A 20,265-nucleotide genomic window follows, 5' to 3' on the forward strand; every position below is an offset into this window, starting at 1 on the left:
TAGAAAAATAAATAAATTGCTATTGTTAGAGGGAGATTATGGACGCAAAATTAAAATACAAATCCAAGAAGATCAAAATCGTCTTTTTTGATATTGATGATACCCTGCGAGTAAAAGCAACTGGTTACATTCCAGAATCGATCAAAACGGTTTTTAAACAATTAAAAGAAAAAGGAATTTTGACGGGAATTGCTTCAGGGAGAGGAATTTTTGGTGTGGTGCCGGAGTTGAAAGCGTTGCAGCCTGATTTTTTTGTCACCTTGAATGGATCCTATATTGAAGATAAAGCAGGAAAGGTTATTGCGCAAACCCCGATTGATCGAAATTTAGTAGAAACTTATATCGCTTGGACGAAGGAAGTTGGGATTGACTTTGGCCTCGTTGGTAGTCATGAGGCAGCGCTTTCGACGCGAACACCGCTTATTGATGAAGCCATTGATATTGTTTATCCTAATTTACCTATTCAGCCGGATTTGTATCAAGATCACAACGTTTATCAAATGTGGACATTTGAAGATATCGGAGATAGCTTGCAATTGCCCAAAGAGTTAGAAGAACATCTACGATTGGTTCGCTGGCATCCGCATTCATCAGATGTAGTTCTAACAAATGGTTCAAAAGCATCTGGAGTTGCGACAGTTGTGGAGCATCTAGGGTTGAAGCCTGAGAATGTGATGGCTTTTGGAGATGAACTCAATGATTTAGAGTTGTTTGATTATGCAGGTATCAGTATTGCTATGGGCATTTCACATAAAAAAATAAAAGCCAAGGCTGACTTTGTGACAAAAAAAGTAGAAGAAGATGGCATTTTTTATGCTTTGGAGGAATTAGGAATGATAGAAAAAGAATTACATTTTCCACAAGTAACGATGGAAACAGCAGAAGGACCGAAAGCCACTATTAAAACCAACCACGGTGATTTGAAATTTCAATTATTTCCAGAACAAGCACCGAAGACAGTGGCTAATTTTATTGCTTTAGCAAAAGATGGCTACTATGATGGAATCATTTTTCATCGGATTATCAAGGACTTCATGATTCAAGGTGGTGATCCAACTGGTACGGGTATGGGTGGCGAATCTATTTATGGAGAAAAGTTTGAAGATGAATTTTCTCCGGAATTGTACAATATCCGTGGTGCACTTTCGATGGCCAATGCTGGTCCGAACACAAATGGCAGCCAATTTTTTATTGTGCAAAACAGCAAGATTCCTTATGCACAAAAGGAATTGGAACGTGGTGGTTGGCCGACACCAATTGCTGAAATCTATGCAAGCAATGGTGGAACGCCGCATTTGGACCGCCGCCATACTGTATTTGGTCAATTATTAGATAAATCTTCTTATCAGGTATTGGATAAGATTGCAGCTGTTGAAACTGGTGCGATGGATAAACCACTTGAAGATGTCGTGATTGAAACCATTGAAATTGAGGATTAAAATGAGAATTGGTGAAAAACTAAAAGGAAGAATTACAGGAATTCAGCCTTACGGTGCATTTGTAGAATTGGAAACAGGAACAATAGGCTTGATTCATATTTCAGAGATTCGGACAGGTTACATCGAAAATATCCGTGATATTCTGCATGTGAATGATCCGGTCTTGGTGCAAGTGATGGACTATGATGAATTTTCAGGTAAGGCTAGTTTGTCGATGAGAACATTGGAAGAGGAAAAACATCATTTACCGAAACGCCATCGTTTTTCAAATGATCGGTACAAATTTGGTTTTGCACCACTTGCTAAAAGTTTACCAACTTGGACAAAAGAAGCGATGAATTTTCTGAATCAGAATCAGTCAAAAGAAGAAACTGACGGAGAAACGGAAAAATAAACACATAAAAGAATCCTACTAAAAATAACAAAGAGTCTGAGACAAAATAGTTCTCAGTCACAAAAAAGCTAGAGATTCCCAATTATGGAACTCTAGCTTTTTAAGTTTGAGTCGTTCTCTTATTGTATTTAAGGAGATTATTGGCCATGAGCACTAAACCCATGTCAATTTTCACCTGACGCTTGCCTCTTAGGTTACATCTCTTGTAACCCAAATAAGCCTTTATCTGCCCAAAGACAGGTTCCACATCAATCTTACGTTGATTGAAAATCTGTCTACCTTCGGGAGAGAAAAGCGCTTGGCATTCTTTAGCTTTTAAGTGTTGATAACGTTCGTTGATATATAGTCCCTTTTGAGGGGCTGATTTAGGTTCATCAGCGTAGTAAACCTTGATTTCCTGTTGAAAGTCCGTCTGTGTTTTCTGATGTTTGATATGATGAAAACGATAGCACCAGCCATCAGGATGAGTGTAGCTATCCTCCTTGTCATCATAGTACCAATTCGCTAAGTTTCTAGCCGACTGTTTATACCCTTTCTTCTGTTCCTGATCAAACATGGCATATTTAATCAGATGGTTCACCTCATTTTCATCTAAACGAAGGAGGTTCTCTTCACTTCCATAGCCGGCATCTGCGACAACGGTCTTCAAGTCATGTGGATAAGTTTCAAGGAATGGCAGGAGAGTCTTGGTATCTGTCGGATTTGAGAAGACATCATAATGAAGAACAAATTGATTTTCAGTAGCGATTTGAAGATTGTAAGCAGCCTTGAGTTGACCATTCTTCATGTGGTCTTCTTTCATCCGCATAAAAGTGGCATCTGTATCTGTTTTGGAAAAGCTGTTACGCCCTTCAAATGTCTCTTGGTAGCCTTCATATTTTTCAGCACGTACTGAAAAATCATCCTTGACTTTACGCAGGACTTTCTTGAGTTTCCGACGTTGAGTTTTACGTTCATCCTTTCCTTTAACGGGTGTCTCCTCAATGTCTTGGTTCAGTTTTTCCAATTCTTCTTCGAGGACTTGAGCGAATTCAATCAACTGCTCTGAAGCAATCGGTTCTTCTTCGTCCAGCCTAATGGCCTGATGGATAAGGGGAGTGATTTCTTCTTGAAAATAGACCTGTATCTGTTCTTGAAGTTTGACGGAAAACTTGTCTGTGGCCTTTTTCCACACGAAACTATACTTGTTAGCGTTGGCTTCAATCTTAGTCCCGTCAATAAACAGACAATCTAAGGTCACTAACTCTTCCATTTTTAAACGAAGATTGAGGTCAATGAAAAGATCACGAATGAGGTCTTCCATCCCTTTAGCGACTCGAAATCGATTGATAGTGCGGTAGCTGACAACCAACTGTCCTGTTAGGTACTGCATAGCCAGATTTTCAATCATCATTTTTTCGATTTTTCGTCCAGAGAAAATCCCTTGCGAGTAGGCAAATAGTAGAGCGGCTAAAAGCATTTTAGGGTGATAAGACGGGCGACCAAAGTTATGATAGAACGTGTGGAAGTGACGATCCTCCAAGGCATTCACCACTTTTTCAATAGTAAAGACGAGATGGTCTTGTGGCAAGAAAGAACTGATTTCTAGTGGTAAAGTTGTTTGATTTGTGTTATAGTGAATATGCATGGGATAGCCTTTCTAAATGGTTTATTGGGCAATTCTATTTTACCAAGACTATCGCAACCATGCAAAAAGCAACGGCAAATCCGTTGCTTTTTTTGTAGCAAAGGGACTATTGTCCCAGACTCTTTACTTATTCTCAGATATTTTTAAGCAGCCATCAATCTTGTATGCTTCAGATTTTGTGCTATCATATCAAAGTATATTCATCTGGCAGCATAATGGTTTCTTTACCGTTATTGTCAGTTACAAAGATTTCTCGTGGAAAAAATGGGTCGAAAGTGTCATTAAAATCAAAGGTGAGAATGGTTGCTAGACTATCTTGTGAAAATCGGAAAGTTGTTTTTCCTTTGTTGTTGATGAGTTCAAACTGAAGCAGTTCGTCTAGCTCAAACACACCCTTTAGAAAATTATCAATAATATACCAGAAAGAATCAATGATATTATCTGGTAAACTTGTTACAACGCCAAAGCTAGCATAGCGTCCACGTGTATTTGTAAAAGCCATTGTCTCTTCCTTTCTGTACTTATTCATCAAAGGATTTTCTATATGATACATAAAATAACCTTGAATTGCAAGAAATTGTTCTTTGAAAATCAAAAAGGACCAGTGGTCCTTTGGAAACTTTAGCGACTCTTTAGCTCTACATAACGTTTGTACCAAATATTAACATAGGCTTGCGAAAAAGGTCCGCGCTTATTGTTAATCCAATCTACTAAGATTTTGACATTCTCTTTGAGGATATAATCTAAATCATTAGAGTAGTTCATCTGCCGTTTGTGACGCTCGTATTCATCGACATCAAGTAATCGCTTTTCACCATTGGTAAAGACTTTGACGTCTAAATCGTAGTCTATGTATTTTAATGCTTCTGCATCAAGATAATACGGACTGGCTAGATTGCAATAGTAAGAAACTCCGTTTTCGCGAATCATAGCGATAATATTGAACCAATATTTTTTGTGAAAATAGATAATAGCTGGCTCACGCGTTACCCAGCGTCGGCCGTCACTTTCTGTGACCAAGGTGTGGTCATTGACACCAATAATGGCGTTTTCTGTTGTTTTTAGTACCATGGTGTCGCGCCAAGTACGGTGCAGATTTCCATTATGCTTATAACTTTGAATTGTAATAAAGTCGCCTTCTTTTGGAAGCTTCATCTTCTACCAACTTTCTACAATTAATCAGGTTATCGCTCTTATTGTAACATATTTTCATGAAAAAACATAAATAAACCTTACATTTTTTATAGATATTCTCTGAGAGCGCTAGCAATATCAGAAAAATCATAACCTTTGCGAGCGAGTGCTTGGGTGAGGTGTTGTTTTAACTCATATTCGTCATATTTTTTAGAATATTTGCGGTATTGCTTGTCTAATTCTTTGTACAGTAATTTCTGCTGAATTTCCTCATCTTCTTTGATGTCTAAGGTTTGATAAGCTGCCTTAGCTTCGGTATAGGAAAAGCCTTTGCTCAACATAGATTGAAGAATTTTATCCTGCAGGGCCTTACTTGGTAGTTTGCTTTGATAGTTGCGGAGTAGTTTTGCAGCAACTTTTTGACTTACTTCTGTAAAATCAAATTTGCATAATTCTTCATCAATAATAGGAGCTGTGATACCTTTTTGAGCCAATTTTTGCTTGAGGACAAAAGCACCTTTATCACCAGATAGAAGATTGGAATGAATAAAGGAATAAGCATATTGTCTGTCATCTATCCAGTTATCTTTTATGAGAATCGTTAGCACTTTCTCGATGGTATCTAAGGAAATCTCGTATTTTGTCAAATAATCCCGCACTTCTTTGACAGTTCTTTGCTTGAAAGAAAGATAATATAGAGCTAGATTTTTTCCGTAAGAAAACTGTGCGTAGTCCTGAATTTCTTTTAATTCTTGCTCACTGATATTCATGCCTTTTGATAACATAAAGTGAACGATAGTATCTTCAGTGATGTAAAGTTTGTCAATTTCGTCCAATTCTAAAAGATAGAGACGCTTTTTCTTTTCAATTTTAGTGATTTTCATAATCATTCTTTCGATAACTTGTGTGAAATTTGGAGCTGATAGATGGAATAGTAAGTGTGACTATTAGCCAAATGCTTCAAAAGCTGCGATAAGTCGTAATTTCTCGGAGTTGATATTTTCTCGACCATAGTAGTCCCAAAATAGGTCGCCGTATTTTGGATTGCCTAGATTATAATTCAGTGACCAGATAGCCCAGTAAAGGTCAATGTGGCGATCACTAAAGCCAGATAGCCCAACATCAATGAAACAGGAGAACGTCTTAGCGTCTTTTAAGATAAAGTTGGGCAAACAAGCGTCACCGTGAATAAATGCATCTCTTGTAAGAAGATGTCCCTGTTCTTGGATAAGCTGATAGGCTTCTTTTCTACTGCGAATCTGAAATTGTGGCAGGAGAGCTTTTTCATAGAAAAGCCCTTTTTGATAATTCTCTTCCGCTAGCTGAATATAGTTCTTTAGAAGTGAGTTTGTGGGAAAGTGGACTGGTTTGAGGTTATGGAGCTGTCTTAGCACTGTTGCCATGGTTTGGCAGAGGACTTCTGGTTGGTCTAGCACTTCCAATCCTGATATGCCGGATGCTTCTTTAGTGAGCAAGTAGTCCCTGTCTTGGCTGATGTATGTCAAGACAGGAACACCGAGCCCTTGTTTGTCAAACCATTTAGCACATTGTACCTCTCGTGCTAGCTTTCCTTTTTGGTCTATTTTAAGATAGTAGCCTGTGTCTAGATAAAGCACGGTTGCGCCTGAGTGGGAAGAACTGTCATACAAAGTGGCTTTCTCTGTATATATTCGTAATTCTTCTGGGAATTGAGAAATTGTGAGAGTTACTTTTTCTTTTTTCATACTGATTATTGTATCATATTCTCAACATTATCGTGTTAGCGTGGTATAATAGAAACATGAATCTGAAAGTAAAACAAAAAATCCCTTTAAAAATCAAGAAAATGGGAATTAACGGGGAAGGGATTGGATTTTATAAAAAGACCTTAGTCTTTGTACCAGGTGCTTTAAAGGGTGAGGATATTTTTTGTCAAGTTACGACGGTTAAGCGCAATTTTGTCGAAGCAAAGCTCTTGACGATTAATAAGCATTCTAAGTATCGAGTAGAGCCGCCTTGTGAGATTTATGAAAAATGTGGGGGCTGCCAGATTATGCACTTGCATTATGATAAACAGTTAGAATTTAAGACGGATTTATTACGGCAGGCTTTGAAAAAATTTGCACCAGCTGGTTATGAAAACTACGAGATTCGTCCAACGATTGGAATGCAAGAACCACTTTACTATCGGGCTAAGCTTCAATTTCAGACACGGAAATTAGGAGATGAAGTCAAAGCAGGGCTTTATGCGCAGAATTCCCATTATCTGATTTCTTTGAAAAACTGTTTGGTTCAGGATAAGGTAACGCAGAAAATCATCAATAAAGTGGCTCTCCTTTTGGGGAAGTACAATCTTCCTATCTACGATGAGCGTAAGAGAGCAGGCGTTCGGACGGTTATGATTCGCAGGGCTCGGAAAACGGGACAGGTGCAGATGATCTTTGTCACGGGAAAGAAGTTGGACTTCTCTCCAGTCATTCGAGATTTAACAGCAGAATTTCCAGAGTTAGAAACAGTGGCGGTCAATTACCATACGACAAAATCAAGTGAAATTTATGGAGATAAGACGGAAATTATCTGGGGAAAAGAGACAATTCAAGAAGGTGTTTTGGATTACGAGTTTTCCTTATCGCCTAGGGCTTTTTACCAGCTCAATCCAGAGCAGACAGAAGTGCTTTACAGTGAAGCAGTCAAGGCGCTTGATGTGACATCTGAAGAGCATTTGATTGATGCTTATTGTGGCGTGGGAACGATTGGCTTTGCCTTTGCTAAAAGAGTCAAGTCTCTGCGAGGTATGGACATTATTCCGGAAGCTATTGAAGATGCTAAGCGAAATGCTGCTCGCTTAGGCTTTAACAATACTCATTATGAGACTGGGACTGCTGAAAGCATTATTCCTCGTTGGTATAAGGAAGGCTATCGGGCGGATGCTTTGATTGTCGATCCACCACGAACTGGCTTGGATAAAAAGCTGCTTGAGACGATTGTCCGTTATGCACCTAAGAAAATGATTTATGTCTCTTGTAATGTCTCTAGTCTAGCCAGAGATTTGGTGCAATTAAGCAAGATCTATGATGTCCATTATATCCAATCGGTGGATATGTTTCCGCACACAGCTAGGACCGAGGCTGTAGTGAAATTGGTGAAGCAGGAAGAAAACAGCTGAGGTCAAAATAAATTTGACTTGTGTTCAATTAAAGATGATGTCTTGAGAAAAAAATTAGTTTTAATAGAGTGGGAAAATGACAATGAATCAGAAATGAAGCCCAAAGATTTCCAAATTGTCTATCTGACAAAGAAGCGTCTATTACAACATTAGGGACATTATGGAAATAAAAATAGATGGAGAAAAGTCCTATCCTGAATATAGCGAACGAGCAAATTCTTAGTGAAAATGCTCGTTTTATTTTATTCGTGTTTTTAAATGGATGTATTTGAATTAAATTTTGTGATTTTTGCTGTTTAGTTTGCAAAATATGTCTATAAATTGGGAGAAATAAAATCAAAGGTTGCCTTAAAATGTGGAAGTATTAACTTATAATAAAAAGACAAGTTGTCAATCAATTTATTAAACATTATTCATCTTAAAATCTTTTAGACAATTCTCTATTTGAATATACATGAGCATATTTTCATAAATTTTGCACAAATTCCGAGAGTCAATAAGATATCCTAGGATTTCTTCAGTATTTAATATATCTTCTCTTGCATTTACTAGTATTGTGAATTCTAATTTCTTCAATAAAGAAAATATTGCTAGTGTTGCATTTTAAAAAATGGAAATATTATAATAAAGGGAATTATATACCTGTTTACACAACTACAAAGTATAGTTGTCAAATTTATAAAAATCTTATTTTAAGATACTATATATTGTGATTAGGGTAAAGTGCTATATAGTTCCCATAATAAATTCAGATAATTATTGTGGTAAATAGTAAAATTTTAAACCGCACCTCAAAGTTTAGATTTTTCTCTAACTTTTGGGGTGCGGATTATTTTCATAAACATTTACAGCCTAATCTCTGTATTTTCCAGCACTTTTTGGGCATTGGCTACGATGGTTTCAATGATGTCTTTGCATGGTCGGATTTCGTTTATCATGCCAGCGATTTGACCGCACATCATGGAGCCATGTTTGGTATCTCCTTGATAGACAGCTTTTGAGAGGGCACCGATTGTGATTTCTTCTAGTTCTTCACGATTGGTCCCTTTGTTTTCAAGTTCTATGTAGTGATCGGTCATTTCGTTTCGAATACAGCGAACAGGTGCACCGGTAATGCGCCCAGTTACAGCTGTGGCTGTGTCATTGGCGTGGATGACAGCTTCTTTATAGCTTTCGGCAATGGGGCATTCTTCTGAGGCGAGGAATACAGTTCCAAGTTGTGCGCCTTGTGCACCTAAAACAAAAGCAGCAGCCAGTCCACGCCCATCCGCAATTCCACCTGCTCCAATCACGGGAATGTCAACAGCGTCAACAATTTGTGGCAACAGAGCCATCGTATTTGTTTCTCCGATATGACCGCCCGCTTCTGATCCTTCTGCGATAACGGCATCAACACCTAATTCTTGCATTTTTTTAGCATGCTTCACGCTTGCAATAACTGGGATAACTTTGATACCGGCTTCTTTTAAAAAGGGTAGAATGAATTTTGGAGTACCTGCACCAGTTGTGACAACAGGGACTTTCTCTTCAATGATGACTCTGACAATTTCTTCGATATTTTTCATCATTAGCATCACATTAACGGCAAAGGGCTTGTCTGTTAGCTTGCGTAATTCACGAATTTCTTTACGCAGTTGTTCACCAGTCATGCCACCTGAAGCGATAATTCCCAAACCGCCTGCCTCTGAAACAGCAGCAGCTAACTGATAGTGAGAAATTTGAGCCATAGCACCTTGAACAATTGGATATTTGATGTTCAGTAAATTTGTAATAGACATAAAATCTCCTTAATCTGTTTTTTCTATTATTATATCACGGGTAGAAAAGCGTTTTCAACTCTAGTATTTATTAAAATTTCTTTTGTTTGTGATACAATTCACTCTGAGTACCTGATTTATCAATTCCATTTATTGTGAAAAAGAGTAAAATAGATATCCTATAACAATAATTTATAGTCTATTAAAAATAGTTATAGGTTATTTCAATGAAGAAAAGCAATTTATAAAGCAGAATTTGGGAATCCCTTAAAGAGAACAATGCTGGATTTCATTTTACTGAGAAGTCGACACTTTTTTATGTTATAATGATAGAAAAATGAGGATGAGGTGAGGAATGGACAATATCATTGATGTATCAATTCCTGTTGCAGAGGTGATTGACAAACATCCAGAGGTGCTGGAAATTTTAGTGGAGCTTGGGTTTAAACCTTTGGCAAATTCTCTCATGCGTAATACAGTTGGGCGGAAAGTTTCGCTGAAGCAGGGGTCTAAGCTGGAAGGCACACCGATGGAGAAAATTGTTAGGACCTTAAAAGCAAATGGCTATGAAGTGATAGGACTAGACTAATGGTAGATGAACGAATTGAGGTTTTGAAGAATATTTTGCTTGATTTGCACCATGGAGCAAAGGCAGAAGCAGTTCAAGAAGAATTTAATAAACATTTTACCGGTGTTTCTGCTATTGAAATCAGCTTGATGGAACATGAGCTGATGAATTCTGACACGGGTGTAACCTTTGAGGATGTGATGTCTCTTTGCAATATCCATGCGAATCTGTTTAAGGGAGCTGTTAGAGACGTTGAAGTTGCAGATACGGATCATTCAGGTCATCCTGTGCAGATTTTCAAGCAGGAAAATTTGGCTTTGCGAGCAGCTCTGATGCGAGTAGGTAGACTGCTGGATACTTATGCAAATTCTGATGAGGAAATGCAGGAAGAAATTCGCAAGGGCTTGAAACGACAGTTGAGCTTGGTGGAACAATTTGAGCGCCACTACAAGCGCAAAGAAGAACTCATGTTTCCAATCATGGAGAGCTATGGACATGATTCACCACCTAAGGTCATGTGGGGTGTGGACGACCAAATCCGTGAATTATTTAAAGAAGTAAAAACAGCGGCAGAGCAGTTGCCTGCCTTAGACATTGAAGAGGTCGCAGAAAAGTTTCGATTATTTGCAACTGAGTTTGAAGCCATGATTTTTAAGGAAGAATCAATTTTACTCATGATTCTGTTGGAATCTTTTACACAGGATGATTGGTTGAAAATTGCGGAAGAAAGTGATGTTTATGGTTATGCAATCATTCAGCCGGCAGAGAAGTGGATTCCGCATCGTCATTCATTCTCGGAGAAAGAAACAGACAATTCTACTAAGGTGACGAGCGAGGCGCTAGCCCGTTCAGAGCAAACTAATGATGGCAAGTTTCAGCAAGTTATTGACACACCTGATGGGCAGGTCACCATTTCTTTTGAGCCAAAAAAGAAAAAGGTAGAAAACAACTTTGATCGGCAGACCCAACAGCCATTTGGACATGGCTATTTGTCAGTGGAGCAAGCAAATCTGATCCTGAATCATTTGCCAATGGAGATTACCTTTGTCAATAAGGAAGATATTTTCCAGTATTATAATGACAGTGTGCCAGCTGATGAGATGATTTTCAAACGGACGCCGGGTCAAGTGGGGCGCAATGTCGAGCTGTGCCACCCGCCTAAGTTTTTGGAGAAAGTTCGCTTTATTTTTAAGGAATTGCGTGAAGGCAAGCGAGACAAGTTTGTTATGTGGTTCAAGTCGGAATCGCGGGGAAAATTTGTCCATGTGACTTATGCCGCAGTACATGATGAAGCGGGAGAATTTCAGGGGGTGTTGGAATATGTGCAGGATATTCAACCTTTCCGTGAGATAGATGGTGATGTTTATCGTGGTTTGGATTAGAAAGAAGGAACAATGACGTACGAACAGGAATTTTTAAAGGACTTTGAAGCTTGGGTTGAAACTCAAGTTAAGATTAACCAGATGGCGCTCAAGGAAAGTCAAGCTGTCTATGAAGCTGATAAAGATGAGCGAGCAAAGGATGCTGCGATTCGTTATGAAAGCCGGTTAGATGCTTATGAGTTTCTTTTAGGAAAATTTGCTAATTATCGAGCAGGAAAAGGATTTCATGATTTGCCAGACGGGCTTTTTGGTGAGAGAAGTTATTGATTTTCCGTAGGAAACATGATAGAATAAGGTCATTAGAGGTGTTTTGAGTCCCATTTGTCACAGAAAGCGGTGCTGCTGAGAAATCCGCACAAATGTCAAAATTGGTTGCTGATGGTTACAATGAAATAAAGAAAGCTGCGGGTCCTTGGCCCGAAATTGGGTGGTACCGCGGAGTGATTCGTCCCTGTCATGTATGGCAGGGGCGAATTTTTATAAGCGGAATGGGGAGAGAAATTATGATAAATATTTTAGGTCAAATTGAAGATAATAAACTTCCTGATATTGAGACAGAGCGGCTGTATTTGCGCGAACGTCTAGTCTCAGATGCTAAAGAGATTTTTGCTTATGCGAGTTTGGCAGAGGTGACTTGGCCAGCTGGTTTTCCACCTGCAGAAAGTGTGGAAGAAGAGGAAAATTATCTCGAAAACATTATGCCAAAGCGCTGGATTGAGCAAAAAATACCGTCTGGTTATGGTATCTGCTTGAAAGGAACAGATGAAGTCATTGGCTCGATTGATTTTAATAATCGCTATGCTGATGATGTTCTTGAAATGGGCTATTTGCTTCACCCAGATTATTGGGGGCAAGGGATTGTGACAGAAGCTGCGCGTGCGCTGTTGGAAGTTGGATTTACCCTACTCAATCTTCACAAAATCGAAATTGAATGCTATGGATACAACAAAGCAAGCCAGCGTATTGCTGAAAAACTTGGCTTCACCCTCGAATCTCGCATCCGTGACCGCAAAGATAGCCAAGGCAAGCGCTGTGATGATTTACGATATGGATTGCTAAAAAGTGAGTGGGAGTGTTAGAAGTTGTTAGTTGAACTGTTAGAAAATTTCGAACAGTTGGGAAAAGAAAAAAGAGAGAGATAATGAATTATCTATTTATGGACGAAAAAGGTCCACAAAATTCCTTTAAAATTACAAAGCCATTTGATAAGCAAAATAAATTATCTTATGCTAATGATAATATGCATTGTTACGTTGCTAATGTGATTCAAATTGATGAAGTAGTGTATGAAACAATTAAACAGGAGTATAATCAAATTGTTGAAACTTATTTATCAAGTAGAAAACAACTCCAGCAATCATTAAAAAAGAAGAATAGGGAACTTAAAGGTTTAGATTTGTTAAAGACAAATTTTAACCTTGGAATTGCCTCTATGAAAGATAATGAAGTTCAATTTTATACATCAGTTTTTAGAATGTTGAATCGATACGGTGTTGATAATTTACTTTTTATGATTAGCAAAATGTCGATTATTACCTCCTCAAGATTAACTAACTTCTTTTATTTTTTAGATGAAGAGACAGAATTTTCACCGTTTATCGCTAAATATGTTTTAACCAAATATGCTGAAATTGAGGCTTCAAAAAAAGTTATTGAAGCTTTATTGGATAAAACATTGCCAACAAGACCTTTGTTGAAACTAATAAAGCAGGATTTGAATAGGATAATTAATAATAATCAAGGAAATATGAGGATGGCTCAGCAATTAGTTATTTACCAACAACTCATTATTTCAATGGATAGGGTAATTAATGACCATAAAATTAAGTTATCTGACCCGGACTTAAAACTATCTTTCGATTGGAATAAAGTAAAGTGGGCATTTGATTTGTGGATGACTGAGCAAAGATATCCTGATGATAACATTGAATGGGTCCTTTTCTTAGATGAAGGAATACCTAGTGACATATTTAGTAGTTTAAAGATTAATAAAATTGAAGAGTCTTGTAATTCTAGAGACTATGTCGGATTACAAATAACAGATATGATTGTTGTTTTGATTGGAAAGTTAGTTTCACAAATGACTACAGATACCAGGTATGATTTTAATAAACCTGATAAGAGGGTATTATTAAATGAGGAATATTTTGATTTAAATGAACAACAATATAACTTAATTACAGAGTTGAATAAATTTCTTTTAGATAAAAAAACAAATTATCATTTTGTTAATGATGCTTATTTTGACGAATCTTTGTTAATCCAAGTTTATATTGGTTACATTGCTTCGTTTGAAAATTTTGAGCAGTATAAGTCAGTTGATTCAAGTGACCATGTTGAGTGGTATTTCCGTAATTTTGCTGAGAAATCTGAAAAAAAATATTCTGAAGGAATGAAAAATGAAGCAATGACAAGAGTTTGTTTTAGCAGTTTAAAAAAAGGAATAGAAGAAGGTCTAGTTAGGCCGTTATAAAAAGATAGGAGCACATACATGTCTAAAGAACTTTCACCTAAATACAATCCAGCCGAGGTTGAGGCTGGTCGTTATCAGAAATGGCTTGATGAGGATGTTTTTAAGCCGTCAGGCGACAAGAAGGCACATCCTTATTCAATCGTTATTCCACCACCAAATGTGACGGGGAAACTGCACCTTGGTCATGCTTGGGATACGACTTTGCAAGATATTATTATTCGTCAGAAGCGCATGCAAGGTTTTGACACGCTTTGGCTTCCAGGGATGGACCATGCTGGGATTGCAACACAGGCAAAAGTTGAAGCACGTCTTGCTGAAGATGGTATCTCACGCTATGACCTCGGTCGTGAAAAATTCTTGGATAAAGTCTGGGAATGGAAAGACGAGTACGCTACCACTATCAAGGAGCAATGGGGTAAAATGGGGATTTCTGTCGATTACTCTCGTGAACGTTTCACCCTTGATGAGGGTTTGTCAAAAGCGGTTCGTAAAGTCTTTGTTGAACTTTACAAAAAAGGCTGGATTTACCGCGGTGAATTTATCATCAACTGGGATCCAAAGGCTCGTACAGCTCTTTCTGATATTGAAGTTATCCATAAGGACGTGGAAGGTGCTTTCTACCATATGAACTACATGTTAGAAGACAGCTCACGCGCCCTTGAAGTAGCAACAACCCGACCCGAAACCATGTTTGGGGATACGGCTGTTGCTGTCCATCCAAATGATGAGCGTTACAAAGATTTAATTGGGCAAAATGTTATCTTGCCAATTGTTAACAAGCTGATTCCAATCGTAGCAGATGAACATGCTGACCCTGAGTTTGGAACAGGTGTGGTTAAAATTACTCCAGCACACGACCCTAATGACTTTTTAGTCGGTCAACGTCATAACTTGCCACAAATCAACGTCATGAATGATGACGGAACCATGAATGACTTGACCGGAGAATTTTCTGGCATGGACCGCTTTGAAGCTCGCAAAGCAGTCGTTGCTAAGTTAGAAGAAATTGGTGCTCTTGTCAAAATCGAAAAACGTGTTCACAGTGTTGGTCACTCAGAGCGGACTGGCGTTATGGTCGAGCCACGCTTATCAACTCAATGGTTTGTTAAAATGGACCAATTGGCTAAGAATGCCATTGCCAACCAAGATACTGATGACAAAGTGAAATTCTACCCACCACGTTTCAACGATACTTTCCTTCAATGGATGGAAAATGTTCACGACTGGGTCATTTCCCGTCAACTCTGGTGGGGCCACCAAATCCCTGCTTGGTACAATGCAGATGGCGAAATCTATGTGGGCGAAGAAGCGCCAGAAGGTGATTATTGGACGCAAGATCCAGACGTGTTGGACACTTGGTTCAGTTCAGCTCTATGGCCATTCTCAACAATGGGTTGGCCTGACACAGAAGCAGAAGACTTCAAACGTTACTTCCCAACTTCAACCTTGGTAACAGGTTACGATATCATCTTCTTCTGGGTGTCTCGTATGATCTTCCAATCCTTGGAATTCACAGAACGCCGTCCATTTGAAAACGTGCTTATCCACGGTCTTATCCGTGACGAGCAAGGACGCAAGATGTCTAAGTCACTTGGTAACGGTATTGACCCAATGGATGTTATTGAAAAATACGGTGCCGATGCCCTTCGTTGGTTCCTTTCAAACGGTTCTGCACCAGGGCAAGACGTGCGCTTCTCTTACGAGAAAATGGATGCATCTTGGAACTTCATTAACAAGATCTGGAACATCTCTCGCTACATCCTCATGAACAATGAAGGCTTGACCCTTGAGCAAGCGAGTGAAAATGTTGCAAAAGTTGTGGCTGGTACAGCCGGGAATGTTACTGACCGCTGGATTCTTCACAACTTGAATGAAACAATTGCCAAAGTTACTGAAAACTTTGATAAATTTGAATTTGGTGTGGCTGGTCACATCCTTTACAACTTCATCTGGGATGAATTTGCCGACTGGTACGTTGAATTGACGAAAGAAGTACTTTACAGCGAAGATGAGGCTGAAAAAGTTATTACTCGTTCTGTTCTTCTTTACACACTTGATAAGATTTTGCGCCTCCTTCACCCAATCATGCCATTTGTAACAGAAGAAATCTTCGGTCAATACGCAGATGGTTCGATCGTGACAGCAGCTTATCCAACTGTTAATCCTGCTTTTGAAAATCAAACGGCGCATTCTGGCGTGGAAAGTCTCAAAGACCTGATTCGTGCTGTACGTAATGCGCGTGCAGAAGTCAACGTAGCTCCAAGCAAACCTATCACCATTCTTGTTAAAACAAGCGATAGCAACTTGGAAGACTTTTTCAAGGCCAATGTCAACTACATCAAACGTTTCACAAACCCAGAAACACTTGAAATCAGCTCTGCCATTGCCACCCCAGAACTAGCCATGTCAGCAGTTATTACAGGTGCAGAAATCTTCCTGCCGCTGGCAGACTTGCTCAACGTCGAAGAAGAACTAGCCCGCCTCAACAAAGAACTGGCCAAATGGCAAAAAGAACTAGACATAGTTGCCAAAAAACTCGGTAACGACCGCTTCATCCAAAATGCCAAGCCCGAAATCGTCGAGAAAGAGAGACAAAAACAAGCTGATTACCAAGCTAAATACGATGCCACAGTGGAACGGATTAAAGAGATGGAAAAACTCCTAAAATAAACATAGAAACACGGAATAAAAGCCGTGTTTTCTTATGGACTTATGACCGTTAATAGGAATTATGTTTTGATTATTTCAAATATAATGTATTCGTTTTCAAAAGTTTTAAAAAGTGTTACAATATTATTGCGAAACTTTATGGAAAGTACTCATTGAGAGGTAAATGATGAAATGATTTTAGCGCATTATGAATGTGAAACAAATAAGAAACAGTCGTTGGAAGAACATTCCTTTAATGTAGCCAACAAGGCAAGGGAAGAAGCTGAATTGATTGGTCAAGGTGATTTACTCTTTCTTCTGGGCCTTTATCATGATTTAGGAAAAGCCGATAATAAATTCCAAGATAAATTAACCAAGAACCCTGCTATGCACGTCGATCATTCCTATGCTGGTGCTAAATATTTGTTTGAGAAAATCAATATATGTCTTTCGGCAAAGGCTGTTGATAAAACAACGCGTTTACAATTTAATGAAGTTGTTGCTTATGTTATTTCTGCTCATCATGGAATGTTTGATATTTTTGATAAGGAATCAGCTCAATACGCTTATAACAAACTTAGAAATCGTATTGCTAAGGAAAGGGTAGACTATCATTATGATAGCGATGTGAAGAATTTTGCCAACTTTTTAGAAGATAAATTGCAAGAATAAGTGCAACATTTACTCTAACTCATCCACTAGAGCTTCATAAGCCGTTCTGTAAGCTAAACATTTTCGTGGTCGGTGATTGATATCATATAAGGCCTTGTTCAAAGCCTCATCAGAGATAGCAGCTAAATCTGTTTTCTTTGGGAAATATTCTCTTAGTAAGCCATTTGCGTTTTCATTACTTCCTCTCTGCCAAGATGAATAGGCGTCCGCAAAGAAAAAGGAAATTCCTAAATTCTCTACTAGAGGATAGCAGGCGAACTCTTTTCCCCTGTCTGAAGTGAAGGTTTTAAGAGTCTCTTTTGGAAATAGCCTACAAAGTTGTTCGATGGCTGAAAACATGGCTTTGGCTGTTCTATCTGGTATCTTGAAAGCTAAGTAAAAACGAGTTTTTCGCTCTAGAAAAGTCGCTAAACACCCCTTGCTTTTGCCTCTGGAAGACACTACAGTATCAAGCTCCCAGTGGCCAAAAGTTTCACGATTCCGAACCTCTTTAGGACGTTTGGCAATCGGCGTGCCAATCCTAAATGTCCCACGTGTTTCTTTGGGTTGTCGAGTTCTTCCTTTACGACGGAGGACGCTTAAATCCAGATCAATCAAACCAGCATAGAGCCAGTTATAGATGGTTTTAAAAGCTACCATTGGCTTTTGTTCAAGCTGATAGCGCCCACAAATCTGTTCAGGCGACCAGGAGGATTTTAAACCGTTCTCAATTTCCTTTTTCAACTTTGGTGTTAAACAAGACTTCCGACCTTTTTGCTTAGCCCTGTGGTCGTACTGTTCCTGTGCTAAGACTGCGGAATAACCATTTTGACATCGTCTTAACTCTCTTGAAATGGTAGACTTATGGACGCCAAGTTTACTTGCAATTTGGCAAGGTTTTAAACCTAATTCCAAGTAGGTTTCTATCTTTATTCGGTCGGTTATGGTAAGATGGGAGTAGCTCATAGTTTTTCCTCGGGTTCTGTTTGTGTGGTTACTTACAGTTTACACCAATGAAACGCTATGAGTTTTTTGGTTGAACTATATTTTACAATTTATCGAAACAAAATTGAAAGATTATGGCTATCAGGATTTAGAAATATTAATTAATAAAGCATTTAAAAATTATCAACAAGCCATGTCAATTTTAGAATGTCAGGATAGTAGTGAGGAAGCTTATTATCAATCATGTTTTGTACGGCTATACCTATCATTATTAAAAAATACTGATATTCTCGATACAATTAATGCCTATGGGCTGCTTATAAATCCCCTAAAACAGGAAGAAAAAATCAAACTAAATAAGTCTTATCTGGAAGCTATTGAGAAGAAGTACGGTGAGTTTGGGAGTCCAACCACAAGGCTTAATGAAATTCGCTCACAAATTGCTGAACGAGTAAAAAGTAGGGGAGAAAGTGATTCAACGGGTATCTATCGATTAGACTTACCCACTGGTGCTGGGAAGACGAATCTTAGTATGAGGTATGCTTTTCATCAATTGGTTGACCAAAATAAATCAAGATTTTTCTACATTACACCATTTTTATCTATTTTAGAGCAGAATGCTGCTGAAATTCGAAACGTAACTGGTGATGCAGGTGTATTGGAACATCATTCTAATGTTATTAGGCAGACTGATGATAACGATGAAAAAGAAATATTAATGTCTGAGTATTTGATTGACAGTTGGGACGGTCAGGTTATTTTGACATCGATGGTACAATTTTTTCAAACTTTATTTAAAACTAAATCAGCCAATATTCGTCGTTTTTCTAGTTTAGCTAATAGTGTTTTGATTTTAGATGAAGTGCAATCCTTGCCTATTGAGGTGACAACTTTATTTAATTTAACCATGAATTTTTTAAATAAAGTGATGAACACAACCATTATTTTATGTACGGCTACACAGCCAGCTTATGATTCTACTGCTATTAAACATAAACTTTCTTATGGAGGAAAATATGGTGAAGTTGCTGATATTGTTGAGTTAACTCATGACGAAAAAGAAGTCTTTTCAAGAACAGAACTTAGAAAATTTGATGAAAATAATCAACATTCGAATCTGTCAGATTTAGTAGATTTTGTACTGGAAAATGACGAGTCTATTCTTGCGATTTTTAATACCAAAAAGACAGTTGACAAATTTTATACCTTACTTAAGGAGTTGACAGATAGGCCGATCTATCAGCTTTCAACGAATATGTGTGCGCAGCATAGATTGGATATTATTTCGGAAATTAAACAAGGTTTGAAAGATGGTCTACCACTTATTTGTATCAGTACCCAGCTAATTGAAGCGGGTGTTGATGTCGATTTTAATCACGTCATTCGCTCGTATGCAGGAATTGATTCGATTGTACAAGCTAGCGGACGTTGTAATCGTGAAGGAAAACGGGATAAGGGACAAGTTACCTTAGTTAATCTGACAAGTGAAGAAGAAAATATCTCACCACTCAAAGAAATAAAAGCTAAGAAAGATGCGACAGAATGTATTCTACATAAGATTTCATCGCCCATAGACACTTCACTTTTAAATCGTGATTTTTTTGAATATTATTATGCCAATAATCAAGGTTTAATGGATTATCCTTTGTCGGACGGTGAGTCAGTTTTTGATTATTTAAGCACAAACTCATATCAATACAGAAATAATTTTAAAGGAAAGTTAAAACAAGCCTTTAAGACTGCTGGTTTGAAATTGAATCTGATAAACAATGAAACGGTAGGTATACTAGTTCCTTATGGAGACGCTATTGAAAAATTATTAGACTTGGAAGAATTATGTGAATCTGATTATCCATCAGAGGAAGATTATCAAACGATAAAGATTCTCTTGAAGGCCTTGCAGCCCTATACGGTAAATGTTCGTGAACGCGATTTGTTACTTGAAGCGACAAAATCGTATCTGAACGGCCAAATTCAGATATTGTCAGATGGTTATTATGATGAGAAAAAGGGGATCACCCTAGAGTCAGGAAGTTTCCTGATGTAAAAGTTAAAAGAAAACAGGCCAACGAGAGTCAGTAGAGGACTTCGTTGACCTGTA

The 20,265-nt window shown here is 38.2% G+C and carries 17 protein-coding genes and 1 pseudogene; 11 read left to right on the plus strand and 7 right to left on the minus strand.

What is annotated here, in order from left to right; translation table 11 throughout:
* Nucleotides 1-38: 38 nt before the first annotated feature.
* A complete protein-coding gene (locus SCSC_RS02030; RefSeq protein ID WP_006270079.1) occupies nt 39-1,439 on the plus strand; it encodes a bifunctional Cof-type HAD-IIB family hydrolase/peptidylprolyl isomerase in 1,401 nt (466 codons plus the stop codon).
* A gap of 1 nt (nt 1,440) precedes the next feature.
* On the plus strand, nt 1,441-1,833 hold the full coding sequence (locus tag SCSC_RS02035) for a S1 RNA-binding domain-containing protein (protein ID WP_022524708.1): 393 nt from the start codon (nt 1,441-1,443) through the stop codon (nt 1,831-1,833).
* A gap of 100 nt (nt 1,834-1,933) precedes the next feature.
* Here SCSC_RS02035 and SCSC_RS02040 read toward each other — a convergent pair whose 3' ends face one another.
* The 5 genes from SCSC_RS02040 to SCSC_RS02060 form a co-directional block, all read right to left on the minus strand.
* A complete protein-coding gene (locus tag SCSC_RS02040) occupies nt 1,934-3,460 on the minus strand; it encodes an IS1182 family transposase (protein ID WP_115342907.1) in 1,527 nt (508 codons plus the stop codon).
* A gap of 184 nt (nt 3,461-3,644) precedes the next feature.
* Complete coding sequence (locus tag SCSC_RS02045) at nt 3,645-3,962, minus strand: DUF960 domain-containing protein (protein ID WP_006269734.1); 318 nt, start codon at nt 3,960-3,962, stop codon at nt 3,645-3,647.
* A gap of 119 nt (nt 3,963-4,081) precedes the next feature.
* The gene (gene ntdP, locus SCSC_RS02050) at nt 4,082-4,615 is read right to left on the minus strand and encodes a nucleoside tri-diphosphate phosphatase (RefSeq protein WP_003073655.1); all 534 of its coding nucleotides are present in this window, start codon (nt 4,613-4,615) and stop codon (nt 4,082-4,084) included.
* 86 nt (nt 4,616-4,701) lie between these two features.
* Nucleotides 4,702-5,478: a recombination regulator RecX gene (gene recX, locus SCSC_RS02055; protein ID WP_006269735.1), complete on the minus strand. Its 777-nt coding sequence runs from the start codon at nt 5,476-5,478 to the stop codon at nt 4,702-4,704.
* Between the two features lie 63 nt (nt 5,479-5,541).
* Entirely contained in the window at nt 5,542-6,318 is a 777-nt protein-coding gene (locus SCSC_RS02060) for an aminoglycoside 3'-phosphotransferase (RefSeq protein WP_006269731.1), read from the minus strand.
* A 56-nt stretch (nt 6,319-6,374) separates the two neighbouring features.
* Between SCSC_RS02060 and rlmD the strand changes: the two genes are divergently transcribed.
* Nucleotides 6,375-7,739, plus strand: a complete 1,365-nt coding sequence (gene rlmD, locus SCSC_RS02065) for a 23S rRNA (uracil(1939)-C(5))-methyltransferase RlmD (protein WP_006269730.1) — start codon at nt 6,375-6,377, stop codon at nt 7,737-7,739.
* A gap of 845 nt (nt 7,740-8,584) precedes the next feature.
* On the opposite strand, the gene SCSC_RS02070 is transcribed toward rlmD, so the two are convergent.
* Complete coding sequence (locus SCSC_RS02070) at nt 8,585-9,517, minus strand: nitronate monooxygenase (protein WP_003070210.1); 933 nt, start codon at nt 9,515-9,517, stop codon at nt 8,585-8,587.
* Between the two features lie 334 nt (nt 9,518-9,851).
* Here SCSC_RS02070 and SCSC_RS02075 point away from each other — a divergent pair, with 334 nt between their 5' ends.
* The 7 genes from SCSC_RS02075 (at nt 9,852) to SCSC_RS02105 (ending at nt 17,240) form a co-directional block, all read left to right on the plus strand.
* Nucleotides 9,852-10,085: a DUF1858 domain-containing protein gene (locus SCSC_RS02075; RefSeq protein WP_003070208.1), complete on the plus strand. Its 234-nt coding sequence runs from the start codon at nt 9,852-9,854 to the stop codon at nt 10,083-10,085.
* Nucleotides 10,085-11,446, plus strand: a complete 1,362-nt coding sequence (locus SCSC_RS02080; RefSeq protein WP_006269732.1) for a DUF438 domain-containing protein — start codon at nt 10,085-10,087, stop codon at nt 11,444-11,446. The genes SCSC_RS02075 and SCSC_RS02080 overlap by 1 nt, the downstream gene beginning before the upstream one ends.
* A 12-nt stretch (nt 11,447-11,458) precedes the next feature.
* Nucleotides 11,459-11,713 (plus strand): DUF1912 family protein, encoded by a 255-nt coding sequence (locus SCSC_RS02085; protein WP_006267273.1) that lies wholly within the window; start codon nt 11,459-11,461, stop codon nt 11,711-11,713.
* A 236-nt stretch (nt 11,714-11,949) separates the two neighbouring features.
* Complete coding sequence (locus SCSC_RS02090) at nt 11,950-12,525, plus strand: GNAT family N-acetyltransferase (RefSeq protein ID WP_037565715.1); 576 nt, start codon at nt 11,950-11,952, stop codon at nt 12,523-12,525.
* A 62-nt stretch (nt 12,526-12,587) separates the two neighbouring features.
* Complete coding sequence (locus SCSC_RS02095; protein WP_006269736.1) at nt 12,588-13,919, plus strand: hypothetical protein; 1,332 nt, start codon at nt 12,588-12,590, stop codon at nt 13,917-13,919.
* Between the two features lie 18 nt (nt 13,920-13,937).
* On the plus strand, nt 13,938-16,589 hold the full coding sequence (locus SCSC_RS02100; protein ID WP_006269737.1) for a valine--tRNA ligase: 2,652 nt from the start codon (nt 13,938-13,940) through the stop codon (nt 16,587-16,589).
* A gap of 171 nt (nt 16,590-16,760) precedes the next feature.
* The gene (locus SCSC_RS02105) at nt 16,761-17,240 is read left to right on the plus strand and encodes a CRISPR-associated endonuclease Cas3'' (RefSeq protein WP_115342908.1); all 480 of its coding nucleotides are present in this window, start codon (nt 16,761-16,763) and stop codon (nt 17,238-17,240) included.
* A 9-nt stretch (nt 17,241-17,249) separates the two neighbouring features.
* Here SCSC_RS02105 and SCSC_RS02110 read toward each other — a convergent pair whose 3' ends face one another.
* Nucleotides 17,250-18,185 (minus strand): IS30 family transposase, encoded by a 936-nt coding sequence (locus tag SCSC_RS02110; RefSeq protein ID WP_006269888.1) that lies wholly within the window; start codon nt 18,183-18,185, stop codon nt 17,250-17,252.
* A 91-nt stretch (nt 18,186-18,276) separates the two neighbouring features.
* Between SCSC_RS02110 and cas3 the strand changes: the two are divergent.
* Nucleotides 18,277-20,211: pseudogene (cas3, locus tag SCSC_RS02115) on the plus strand (CRISPR-associated helicase Cas3'); the annotation flags it as partial.
* Nucleotides 20,212-20,265: the final 54 nt, after the last annotated feature.

The sequence above is a fragment of the Streptococcus constellatus subsp. constellatus genome, from assembly GCF_023167545.1.
Taxonomy (GTDB): Bacteria; Bacillota; Bacilli; order Lactobacillales; family Streptococcaceae; genus Streptococcus; species Streptococcus constellatus.